This window comes from Streptomyces sp. NPDC054956, from assembly GCF_053609185.1.
The window spans coordinates 1-11,592 of the sequence record NZ_JBSGXB010000249.1; the positions used below are offsets into that span (position 1 = coordinate 1).

The 11,592-nt window shown below is 74.2% G+C and carries 8 protein-coding genes, 1 tRNA gene and 1 pseudogene; 3 read left to right on the top strand and 7 right to left on the bottom strand.

Annotation, left to right across the window (positions count from 1 at the left end):
* Both ACWGDE_RS29245 and ACWGDE_RS29250 read left to right on the top strand, forming a co-directional pair.
* Positions 1-591: pseudogene (locus ACWGDE_RS29245) on the top strand (DEAD/DEAH box helicase); the annotation flags it as partial.
* 175 nt (positions 592-766) lie between these two features.
* Positions 767-839, top strand: a tRNA-Lys gene (locus ACWGDE_RS29250).
* A gap of 117 nt (positions 840-956) precedes the next feature.
* On the opposite strand, the gene ACWGDE_RS29255 is transcribed toward ACWGDE_RS29250, so the two are convergent.
* From ACWGDE_RS29255 to ACWGDE_RS29285, 7 genes are read right to left on the bottom strand one after another with little or no spacing between them, the layout of a single operon-like run.
* Entirely contained in the window at positions 957-1,457 is a 501-nt protein-coding gene (locus ACWGDE_RS29255; RefSeq protein ID WP_453392034.1) for a MarR family winged helix-turn-helix transcriptional regulator, read from the bottom strand.
* A gap of 3 nt (positions 1,458-1,460) precedes the next feature.
* On the bottom strand, positions 1,461-2,000 hold the full coding sequence (locus ACWGDE_RS29260) for a flavin reductase family protein (RefSeq protein WP_453392035.1): 540 nt from the start codon (positions 1,998-2,000) through the stop codon (positions 1,461-1,463).
* A complete protein-coding gene (locus ACWGDE_RS29265) occupies positions 1,997-3,436 on the bottom strand; it encodes a dihydroorotase (protein WP_453392036.1) in 1,440 nt (479 codons plus the stop codon). The genes ACWGDE_RS29260 and ACWGDE_RS29265 overlap by 4 nt, the downstream gene beginning before the upstream one ends.
* Positions 3,424-4,581 (bottom strand): acyl-CoA dehydrogenase family protein, encoded by a 1,158-nt coding sequence (locus ACWGDE_RS29270; RefSeq protein ID WP_453392037.1) that lies wholly within the window; start codon positions 4,579-4,581, stop codon positions 3,424-3,426. Before ACWGDE_RS29270 ends, ACWGDE_RS29265 begins: the two co-directional genes overlap by 13 nt.
* The gene (locus ACWGDE_RS29275) at positions 4,560-5,681 is read right to left on the bottom strand and encodes a PrpF domain-containing protein (RefSeq protein ID WP_453392038.1); all 1,122 of its coding nucleotides are present in this window, start codon (positions 5,679-5,681) and stop codon (positions 4,560-4,562) included. The genes ACWGDE_RS29270 and ACWGDE_RS29275 overlap by 22 nt, the downstream gene beginning before the upstream one ends.
* On the bottom strand, positions 5,678-7,510 hold the full coding sequence (gene asnB / locus ACWGDE_RS29280) for an asparagine synthase (glutamine-hydrolyzing) (protein WP_453392039.1): 1,833 nt from the start codon (positions 7,508-7,510) through the stop codon (positions 5,678-5,680). Before asnB ends, ACWGDE_RS29275 begins: the two co-directional genes overlap by 4 nt.
* 5 nt (positions 7,511-7,515) lie before the next feature.
* Positions 7,516-8,325, bottom strand: coding sequence for a cupin domain-containing protein (locus tag ACWGDE_RS29285; RefSeq protein WP_453392040.1), 810 nt, complete (start codon positions 8,323-8,325; stop codon positions 7,516-7,518).
* A 158-nt stretch (positions 8,326-8,483) separates the two neighbouring features.
* Here ACWGDE_RS29285 and ACWGDE_RS29290 point away from each other — a divergent pair, with 158 nt between their 5' ends.
* Entirely contained in the window at positions 8,484-11,555 is a 3,072-nt protein-coding gene (locus ACWGDE_RS29290) for a BTAD domain-containing putative transcriptional regulator (protein ID WP_453392041.1), read from the top strand.
* Positions 11,556-11,592 lie beyond the last annotated feature (37 nt).

Sequence of the window (11,592 nt, forward strand, 5' to 3'; positions counted from 1 at the left end):
CGCCGCCGCGCCCGGGGCGGCTACCCCCGCGCCGACCCCCCCTCCGGTGGCTTCCGCTCCGGTGGCGACCGTCCGACCGGTGGTGGCTTCCGCTCCGGTGGCGACCGTCCGTCCGGTGGTGGCTTCCGCCGCGACGACCGTCCCTCGGGCGGCTTCAACCGTGACGACCGCGGTGGCGACCGTGGCGGCTTCCGCCGCGACGACCGTCCCTCCGGTGGCTTCAACCGTGACGACCGCGGTGGCGACCGTGGCGGCTTCCGCCGCGACGACCGTCCCTCCGGTGGCTTCAACCGTGACGACCGTGGTGGCGACCGTGGCGGCTTCCGCCGCGACGACCGTCCCTCCGGTGGCTTCAACCGTGACGACCGTCCGTCCGGTGGCTTCCGCTCCGGTGGCGACCGTCCGACCGGTGGCGGCTTCCGCTCCGGTGGCGACCGTCCGTCCGGTGGTGGCTTCCGCCGCGACGACCGTCCCTCGGGCGGCGACCGCCCGTACGGCCGTCGTGACGACAACCGCCCCTCCGGCGGTTCGACCGGTGGCTCCTCCTTCGGGCGTCGTGACGACAAGCCCCGCTGGAAGCGCAACGGCTGACACCGGCCGCTGAACTGAGTGCCTGACAGGGCCCCCGCGACATCCGTCGCGGGGGCCCTGTCCGCATTCCGGCCCGCTCGTCCCGGGGCCCTCGCCGACATGGCCCGGAGTGGACAGGGGATATGCGATCGGCTGTCCGGCGCTCTGCGGCTATGCTCTGGGGGGAGCAAGCCGAGGGCCATTAGCTCAATTGGCAGAGCAGCGGACTTTTAATCCGTTGGTTGTCGGTTCGAGTCCGACATGGCCTACTGCTCCGCGGGCGAGGAGACATCCTCCGACCTGCTGCTGAGCGCCCCGTCCGGGTTTCCGGGCGGGGCGCTCGGTCGTTCACGGGGCCTCGCCCCGGCCCGTGCGCGGACGGCCCGTCAGGGACGGGTGCGGTACGTGGGGCACGCGGGGTCGGCGGCCAGTGCGGCTGTCAGGGTGTCCAGCAGGGAGACGAGGAGTTCCCCGTCCGGGCCGGACAGGCTCAGGGCCTCGCGCTGGACGGCGTCCAGGTCGGCCAGGACCAGCCCGGCGGTGCGCACGCCCCGCGCGGTGAGCCGGACGGCCAGGCGGCGGCGGTCGCCCGGGACCGGGAGCCGGGTCACGAGCGCCGCCTCCTCCAGGCGGTCCAGGCAGCCGGTCAGCGCCCCCGAGGTGATCCCCACGGCCCGGGAGAGCTCGCCCGGGGCCAGGGTGTACGGGGAACCCGCGCACCGCAGTTCGGTGAGCACGCGCAGCCCCGTACGCCCCAGTCCGTACCGGCGGCACACCGGGCGGGTGTGTTCCTCCACGGCCTGTGCCAGCAGGTCGGCGAGGCGGAACAGACCCGCGGGGCGGGCCGCCGGGACGGACTCGGGGGCCGCGGTGGCGGTGGCCGGCACGGGTCAGTCCGCCGGGCGCGCGACCGGGCGGGCGTGGGCGAACCCGCGCTGGTGCCAGACCAGGCCGCCGGCCGGGGACAGGTCGCGTTCGTCGAATGCGGAGCCCTCGACCGCCGTGACCCGGCCGATCAGGATGGTGTGGTCGCCCGCGTCCACGGCCTCGTGGTGCTCGCACACCAGGCGCAGGGCCGCGTCGGCCAGTTCCGGGGCCCGTACGGAGCCTGCGAGCGCGACCCCGTCGAAGCGCCGGTCGGGGCGGCCGGCGAACTTCATGGCCAGGGCCTCGTCACCGGGGCCCAGCAGGTTCACGCAGAACGCGTCGGCACCGGCCAGCGCGTCGTGGCTGGAGGAGCCCTTGTCCAGGCAGACCAGGAACAGCGGGGGATCCAGGGAGAGCGAGGAGACCGCGCTGGCGGTCAGCCCGCGCGCGGTGCCGAACCCGTCGTAGCAGGTCACGACGGTCACGGGGGCGGCGAGCGCGGCCATGGCCGCGCGGAACTCCTCCGCGCGGACGCCGGCGCGCTCCAGTACGGCGGCGCTCATCGGTTGGTCTCCCGGTCCTTCGGGGCCGGCGCGGGAAGCACCGCCGGAGAGGGGGCGAGCCAGCGGCCGGCGGGGGTGCCGGTGAAACCCTTGCGGACGTTCCAGACCCGCTCGCCGCCCTTGACCACGTCGGTGAAGCGGCCCCGGAACAGCCAGCCCTCGTACGCGGACCAGCCGCACTTGGCCTGGATGTCCTCCCGGGTGGGCTGCCAGCGCTCCGTCGGGTCGAGGATCGCCAGGTCGGCGTCGGCGCCCGGGACCAGGCGGCCCTTGCCGGGCAGCCGGAACAGGTCGGCGGGGCCGGAGCCCATCAGGCGGGCCAGGTGCTGGGCCGCCTCGTCGGGGGCCACGCGGCGCTGCATCATGCCGGTCCAGGAGGCGATGGCGAGCTCCTGCACTCCGGGCAGACCGGGCGGCGCGTCCGCGGGGACCTTGTTCTTCTCCTCGATGGTGTGCGGCGCGTGGTCGCTGCCGAGGCTCGCGGCCTCGCCGGTCAGCGCCGCGTGCCACAGCCGGTCCTGGTCGCTCAGGCCGCGGATGGCGGGCGAGAGGCGGGTGCGCGGACCGCGCCGGCAGGTGTCGGCATCGGTGAACGACAGGTGGTGGCCTGTGACTTCGAAGGTCAGCGGCAGCCCCTCCTGGGCGGCGGCGACCAGCATGTCCGCCTCCTCCGCCGTGGAGGCGTGCAGGACGTGGGCGCGGGTGCCGTAGGTGCGCACCAGCTGGATCACCTTGGCGCAGGCGACGATGGCGCCCGAGCGCGGGCGGTGCGGTTCGTACTCGTCGTACGAGCCGGGCTCGCCCCGCCACGTGTCGAGCAGGTCGAAGATGTGCTGGTCCTCGGCGTGCAGCACCAGCTGTACGTTGCCCCGCGCGGCGGCCTCGAAGGCGGCCTCCAGGGCCCGCCAGTCGCGGAAGACCACCGGAGCGGTGTGGTGCCCTGCCATGAACACCTTGGCCGAGGTGGCCACTTGGGGATCGAGGGTGGCCAGTACCTCCGGGTGCTCGGGGTCGGCGCCGATGTGGAAGCGGTAGTCCACCCACGAACGGCCCTCGATCAGGGAGGCCTTGGCGAGCAGGTCCGCCTCGTTCAGGGACGGCGGACGGGTGTTGGGCATGTCGACGACGGTGGTGACGCCGCCCGCGATGGCCGCGCGGCCCGCGTGGGCCCAGTCCTCCTTGTACTCCAGGCCAGGAGTGCGGAAGTGGACGTGGCTGTCGATGAGGCCGGGCAGGACGTAGCGTCCGCCGGCGTCGATCCGGGGGCCCTCGGGCAGTTCCTCGTCCGGGCCGAGCAGGGCGTCGATGTGGCCGTTGCGGATGACGACGGAGCCGTCCCGGACGCCCTCGGGGGTGACCAGGCGGCCGCCTTCGACCACGAGGTCGGCGGTGGCGGTGCGGCCGTCGATCCGGCCGGCGGGGTTCAGCGGTTCCACGAGATGCTCACCAGTTCCCTGCAGAGGTCGTTGGTCGGGCCCATGAGGGCGACGGCACGGGCGTCACGGCCGTACCGGTTGATCGGGTGGCCTTCGACGTAGCCGGCCGAGCTGAGGATCTGCTCCACCTCGGAGACGACCCGGTCGGCGGCGGCGGAGGCGAAGAGCTTGGAGTGCAGCGTGGCCATGCCGGGGTCGGGGGCGTCGCGGCGGCCCGCCCGCTCCACGACCGCGCGGGCCGCCTCGACCTGCGTGGTGAGGTCGACCAGCCGGTAGCGCACGGACTGGTGGACGTGCAGGCCGCGCTTGTGCGCGTGCTCGTGGGCACTGTCCAGGGCGGCCTGGGCCAGGCCCACCGCGACCGCGCCGAGCGTGGCACCGCTCTCGCGGACCCGGGCGATGACGGAGGCCGCCACGCCCTCGGCGCCGAGCCGGTCCGCGTCGGTGAGCCGGCAGTCCCGCAGGTCGACGAAGCCGGTGGCCGAGCCGCGCATGCCGGCCAGCCGCATCGAGGTGTCCGGGATCAGGCCCGGGTTGTCCCCGCGGACCAGGAAGAAGGTCTGCCCGGCGGCGCCGTAGCCGGTGTCGTCCCCGTCCCCGGGGGCGTCGGTGCCGGTCTGGGCGAGCACCAGGTAGACGTCGGCGAGGCCGGCGCTGGTGGTGAAGGCCTTGGCGCCGTCCAGGATCCAGCCGCCTTCGGCGGTCCGGTGGCCGCGCGTGGCCAGGTTCTTCTTGTTGGCGCCCGCGCCCGTCTCGCTCCACGCGGAGGCGGCGAGCCATTCGCCCGAGGCCAGCTTGGGCAGCAGCTCGCGGTGTTGTGCGGGCGTGCCCTGCTCGATGATCCGGCTGCTCACCGCGAAGTGCTGGAAGAGCATGATCGAGGCGGAGCCGTTGACGGAGGCCACCTGCTCGACGCAGCGGTTCAGGTCGACCGGGCCGGCCCCGGCGCCGCCGAACTCCCGCGGCACCGCGAGGCCCAGCAGCCGGCTCTCGCGCAGTACGGCCACGGCGTCCCGGTCGGGTTCGCCCGTACGGTCGGCGGCCACGGCGCACCGCTCCAGCGCGTCGCGCACCTCGGGGTCGAGCGCGTTGAGGGAGAACCGCACGTCCGCGCCCGTGGTGTTCAGACTGACAGTGACAGACATGCGAGCTCCTTGGCGGACGAGGGCGAGGACTGGGACTGGGGCTGGGGCTGGGGCCGGGAAGAAGGAGAGGAAGCGGAAGCGGATGGTGCCGGGTAGCTGAAGTGCGCGGCGGGCAGCCCCGCCCAGCCCTGGTAGTCGACCTGCTTGCCGGCCACGGACACCCAGGCGAGGCGCGGCCCGGTGTCCGTGAGCACGGACGAGGCGGAGACCTGGAGTTCGCCGCCCGGGGTGACGAGCCGGACCAGCCCGTCCCGGTGACCGGCGCCGCGGGCCAGCGACCAGGGCACGGTCCCCTCGATCCCGACGGCGGTGCCCAGGCAGATGGCGCCGGTCAGCGCGAGGGTCGGGTGCCAGGACGGCACCGACACCGCGCGGACCGCGAGCGCGCCGCCCGGCTCCGGGAGCACCGCCGCGATCTTCGGGAAGGCTCCGGACGCGTCCCAGCCCTGCTGCTCGCAGACCGCGAGCCGGATCCGGCCGAACTGCTCGAAGAGCTCGTCGCCGGCGGCGAACAGCTCCTCCCGGCTGGACACGCCCAGGTGCCCGGCGGGTACGAAGACGTACGGATTGCCCATCGAGACCAGCGAGACGGGGATGACCGTACGGTCCACGGAGACCTCGGTGACCGGGTCGCCGGTGATCAGCAGCTCCTTGACCGGTTTGGTGGGCGTGCACAGGAAGTGCGCGGTGAACCGGGTGCCGCCGTCGGTGGACTCCTCCACCTCGCACACCACGTTGTCGCCGTTGTTGAGGACGTTCACCCGCACCCGGGCCCCGGGGACCAGCGGCGGGATCATCCCCGACCGGGCGGCCGCCTCGACGGACGCCAGGATCGAGTGGCCGCAGGAGCCGCGCAGGTCGAAGGCGGAGGTGGAGCGGGGCAGCGACTGCACGAAGCGGTAGTCGAGGTCGAAGAGCGGGTGCGGGGAGGGCCGGACGATCGCGTTCTTCAGTACGTGCCCGGCGCCCTCCGCGCTCAGCCCGTCGCGGATCGCGGACAGCCGTTCCAGCAGCTCGTCGGTGTCCTCGGGCAGCCCCCGGCCGTCCAGGACCAGGGTGGGGCAGGGCGCGCCGTGCGCGTCGGCGAACCAGCCGCTCACAGGGCCGCCCCCCGAAGGGCCGCGGCGCTCGGGGCGCCCGGGCCGAAGAACTGGGTGCGCCACAGCTGGTGGGACATCAGGGCCCACAGTGCGAGGGAGGCGCCGTCGGAGGGGCGGGCGGTCTGCTCCTCGAAGAGGCCGGCGACGACCTCCGGGCGGATCCGGCCGTCGGCGCGCAGCGCGGACTCGGACAGCGCGTCGCGGGCCACGTCCCACAGGGCCTGCCCGGGGCGGAGCATGGCGGTGATGGGCAGGGTGAACGGCTGCTTGGGGCGGTTCAGGACGCTCTCCGGGACCAGCCCGCGGGCGGCCGCGTACAGGGCGCGCTTGACCCCGCCCGTCGAGGAGGTGTCGATCTTCTGGGCGTCGGTGAGGGTGGTGGCGAAGCGCACCACGTCCGGCTGGCAGAAGGGCAGCCGGGCCTCGACCGAGCTGGCCATCGACAGGTGGTCCACGCGCCGCAGGTGGTACGAGGGCAGCCGGTACTCCTGCTCGATGGCGCAGATCCGGCGCATCCGGGTGCCCGCGCCGTTCTCCAGGGTCTCGGTGAGCCCGGCCGGCAGGGCCGGGCCGTGGGCGCGTACGGCCGCCGTGTAGTCGTCCGTGTAGAGGCGCTCGCGCAGGGCGCGGGGGACCGCGGAGAGGTGGTCGAGGTAGTCCTGGACCCAGCCGAGTCCGCCGGGGGCGGCCATGGCCTGCGTCATGCGGGAGTAGCCGCCGAAGAGTTCGTCGGCCGCGTCGCCGGTCAGCGCCACCTTGAAGCCCGCGTCGCGGACGGCGCGGAACAGCGAGAACGTGGACAGGGTGATCGGGTCGGCGTTCGGCTGGCCCAGGTGCCACACCACGTCCGCGAGCAGGTCGGGGAAGGTGGCGGGGTCCACCTCCACCTGGTGGTGGACGGTGCCGGCCCGGCCCGCGACCTCGGCCGCGAAGGCCCGCTCGTCGGAGGGCCAGTTGCCCGTGTAGGCGATGTTGAAGGTGTGCAGGTCGGCCGCGGAACGGGACGCGAGGACCGTGACCAGGCTGGAGTCGAGGCCGCCGGAGGTGATGGCGGCGACCGGCGCGTCGGCGATCAGCAGCCGCGAGACCTCCTTCGTCAGCAGCTCGCGCAGCTCCTCGCCGGCCTGGTGCAGGCTGCGGGAGGCGTCCGCGACGGCCTCGGTGTGGCCCAGCGGGCGGGTGGTGATCCGCAGTCCGCCGCGCCGGCCGACCACGGCGGTGGCGGCGGGCGGCAGGACCCGGATGCCGCGGAACATCGTCCGGTCGCCGAAGGGGGTCTTGGAGACGAGGTAGGCGTCGAGCCCGAACTCGTCCTCCTCGGCCGTGACGTCGGCGAAGCCGAGCAGCGCCGGGATCTCCGAGGCGAAGCGGAACGTGCCGCCGCGCTCGTCCCAGGCGTAGTAGAGGGGCTTCATGCCCGAGCCGTCGGTGGCGACGACCAGCTTCGGCTCCTCGCGCAGGTCCATCACGGCGACGGAGTACATGCCGTCGAGCTGCTCGGCGAAGCGCTCGCCGTACTCGAGGTACAGGGCGGGCAGCACCGAGCCGTCGCAGCGGTCCGGGATGAGGTGGCCGCGCGCCTCGAGGCGGGCGGCCAGTTCGCGGTGGTTGTACAGCTCGCCGTTGAAGACGACGGTGATCGCGCCCAGCCGGTACGGCTGCTCGCCCCCCTCGGGGTCCATGATCGAGAGCCGGTTGTTGCCGAGCGCCCAGTCGCTGCGCCCGGTCCAGGCCTGGGCGTCGGGGCCGCCGTGGCGCAGCAGGGCGGCGACGGTGCGCAGCTCCTGGTCGCTCGTACCGGCATTGAAGGATCCGTAGATGCGGCACATGTCGGTCAGACCACCTGGGAGGAGACGCCGGCTGCGGCGTAGAGGGCAGGGTCGAAGGGGGCCGGGCCGCCGCAGGTCACGAAGCGGCGGGCGTCCGGGCCCGTGTGGGGGTTGCGGGCGCCGTGCAGCACACCGGGGGCGGCGAACAGCACGTCCCCGGCCTCGACGTCGATCCAGCGGTCGACGAGGTACATCTGGCCGATGCCCTCGAAGGCGATGAACGCCTCGTCGCTGTGGGTGTGCAGGTGCACGTTGAAGGTCTCGCCGGGCTGCTGGATCCCGCAGTGCAGACACAGCTGGGCACTGCCGGCGCCGGGCCAGAAGACGAAGTTCATGGTGGCGCGCGGGGCCGCCTCCGGGTCGACCTGGCCGGTGCCGGCGAAGCCGCGCAGCTGGGTCTCGTCGTCCCACAGGGTGGAGAAGACCTTCGGGTCGGTGCCCGGCGTACGGCCCTCGGCCAGCGGAGTGCGCCACACGTACGCGGTCATGCCCTGCGGGCCCCCGCTCAGGGTCAGCTCCCGGCCCGTCGGCGCGTAGGCGGCGGAGGAGCGGTGCGCCTCGCGGCTCTCGGCGCCGACGCCGAGGCGGCCTGAGCCCGCGTAGACCACCACGGTGTTCTCCTCGGCGAGGCTGTCCTCGGGGCTCCACACGGCGCCCGGGGCGACCCGTACGACGTGCAGCGTGACCCAGGGCGCGCCCGCGGCCGGGCTCACCGGGGTGGCGACCTCGGTCCCGGAACCGTCGGGTGCGGGCTCGAACTCGAATTCGCTCGACGTGATGATCCGGGCGCTGCCGAGGTGGCTGAAAGTCTTCATTGTGGCTCCGTCTGTACTCACTCCTGCTGGCCCGTGAAGCTTCCGTTTCGGGGTTCCCGATCACCTCCCGGAGCGGTACCGCCCGATCCGGGAACCCTTTACGCTCTTTCCCAGCAAGGCCTCTACCTGGGGCTTTGCGCGTACGACAGGTGGGGAACATGGCGGAGCGGTCCGATACCGAGGTGAGGTTCAACGTCCTTGGGTCGCTGGAGGGTTGGTCCGGCGGGAACCGGCTGAGACTCGGCGGCCCCATCCAGGAACGGGTGCTCGTCACTTTGCTTCTGGAACCGGGCCGGGTCGTGCCCGTCACCCGTCTCGTGGAAGCCGCGTGGGAGGACGAACCGCCCGCAACCGCCTCACACCAGATCCGCAAGGCCGTCGCCGATCTCCGCCAGCGCATCCCCGGCGGAAGCGACCTGATCGCCACCGACGGACCCGGCTACCGGGCCGTCCTGGAGGACGGGCAGCTCGACCTCACCCTGTTCCTGCTCCACACCCAGCGGGCCCGCGAGGCACTGGCCGCCGGCCGCCCCGCGGACGCCGAGAGCGAGCTGCGCGCCGCACTGGACCTGTGGCGCGGACCCGTACTGTCCGGCGCCGGCGGTCCCGTCGTCGAATCCGCCTCCACCGCCCTGGAGGAGCGCCGGCTGACCGCCGCCGAACAGCTCTTCCAGCTCCGCCTGGAACACGGCGAGAGCTCCGAGCTCGTAGGCGACCTGCGCGAACTCGTCGCCGCCCACCCGCTGCGGGAGACCCTGCGCGGCCACCTGATGCTGGCCCTGTACCGCTCGGGACGGCAGGCCGAGGCCCTGGAGGAGTTCGGGAAGGTCCGCGAGATCCTCGTCGAGGAACTCGGCGTCGACCCCGGCCCGCGGCTCGGCCAGCTCTACGAGGACATCCTGCGCGACAGCCCGGACCTCGCCGCCCCGGAGCCGCCCGCCCCCGCCACCGACCCGGCCGCCGCCGCCCGGGAGGCCCGCGGGGCCGCCGCCCGAGAGGCCGCCGCGCCCGCCCCCGGCGCCGCGCCCTGCACCCTCCCGTACGACCTCGCCGACTTCACCGGCCGCGACCGCGAACTGGCGGACCTGCTCGCCGCCGCCGGGGGCGGGGAGGAGACCGGCACCCGGATCGTCGCCGTCGACGGCATGGGCGGCACCGGCAAGACCTGCCTCGCCGTCCGCGTCGCGCACCGGCTGGCCGAGCGGTTCCCCGACGGCCAGCTCCACGTGGACCTGCGCGGCTACACCCCGGGCGAGCAGCCGCTGCGGCCCGGCGCGGTCATCGCCGGTCTCCTGCGCACCCTCGGCGTACCGGGCGAGCAGATCCCCGAGGACCCCGCCGGGCGGGCCGCCCTGTGGCGGGCCACCCTGGTCGGCCGCCGGCTGCTGCTCCTCTTCGACAACGCCTCCGACGCCGCGCAGGTCCGCCCGCTGCTGCCCGCCTCGCCCGGCTGCCTGGTCCTGGTCACCAGCCGGGCCCGCCTGGTCGAGCTGGACGGGGCCGAGTGGATCTCCATCGGCGTGATGTCCCCCGCGGACAGCCTGGCGCTGATCACCGAGACCCTGGGCGCCGAGCGCACCGAGCGCGAACCGGAGGCGGCCCGGGCGCTCGCCGCGCTGTGCGGACACCTGCCGCTGGCCCTGCGCATCGCCACGGCCCGGCTGCGCAACCGCTCCCGCTGGACCGTGCGGCACCTGGTGGACCGGCTCGGCGACGAGACCCGGCTGCTGGACGAGCTGAGCTCGGGCGAACGCAGCGTCGCGGCCACGCTCCGGCTCTCGTACCAGGCGATGGACGAGGACCACCGCACCGCGTTCCGGCTGCTGAGCCTGCACCCGGGCGCGGAGATCGACGTCCACTCGGCGGCGGCGCTGCTCGCCGTGCACACCCGCGACGCGGAGGACCTCCTGGAGGACCTCCTCGACATGCACCTGGTCCAGCAGCCCGAGCTGGGCTACTACGCCTTCCACGACCTGGTGCGCAGCTTCGCGCAGAGCCTGCGCAACACGGAGACGGCGGCGGACGACACGGCGGCGGTGGAGCGGCTGCTGGACTACTTCTACGCGGCGACGGAGGCGGCGTGCGGCGTGCTGTTCCCCGCCCGCTCGCCCTACGAGACGGGCCTGACGGGCTCGGCGTCACCCCTGCCCGCGCTCGGGGACGCCGACCTGGCCACCGCATGGTTCGACCGCGAGGGTGCCGCACTGATCGCCGCCGTGGCGGCGGCCGAAGCAGGGGGCTTCCCCCGGCACGCCGTGTGGGTCGCCCGCAACCTGATGTTCTTCCTCAACATGCGGACGTACACCGAGCAGTACCTGCAGGTCGGCAAGGTGGCCGCGGCGGCGGCCCGCGAGCTGGGCGATGCCCGGGCCCTGCGGCTGAGCCTGACCAACCAGGTCACCGCCCTGTGGAAGCTGGGCCGGTTCCGGGAGGGCATCGCGGTCGCGGAAGAGGCACTGGAACTGGCCCACGCGCAGGGCGAGCGGCTCGGCGAGGGCGCCGGCCTGGAGGCCCTCGGACTGCTGCTGAGCTGTCTCGGGGAGTTCACCGAGGCGATGCGCCACCAGGAGCAGGCCGTCACGGTGTTCCGCGAGACCGGGGCCGTCCGGTCGGAGATCCACGTCCTGTGCTCGCTGAGCACCACCTACTCCTGCCTCGGGCGGGGCGAGGACGCCGCCCGGGCGGCGGAACGGGCCGTGGACCTCGCCCGCGGGATCGGCATCCTGGGCGACGAGGTCATGATCCTGAACGACCTGGCGAGCGCGTACCTGGACCTCGGCCGGTTCGCGGAGGCGGAGGCCTGCCTGAAGGAGGCGATGGCGTTCTTCGAGGTCTCGCGCAAGCCCGACGACTTCGCGATGACCCGGGTCCTCATGGCCGCCGTCCAGCAGCACTTCGGCCTGGCCGAGTCCGCGCGCACCTGTGAGGAGGAGGCGCTGGACCTGCTCCGGCGCCGGCCCACCCTGGCCCGCCAGACGGTCGTCGAGCGGCGGATCGGCAATCTCCGGCTGGCGCGGGGCGAGCACGCCCAGGCCCTGGAGCTCTACACGAGCGCGCTCGGGCGCGCGGCCGCGGTCGAGTACCGGATGGAGGAGGCCCGTGCGCTGGCCGGCATCGCCCTCGCCGCGCGGGCCCTCGGCGACGCGGCCAGGGCGGACGCGAGCCGGGACCGCGCCGTCGGGCTGTTCACCGCGATGGGGGTGCCCCCGGGCGCGCGCTTCCCGCTCTGACACGACGTACGGCGGCGGCCCGCCCCCGGTAGGGAGC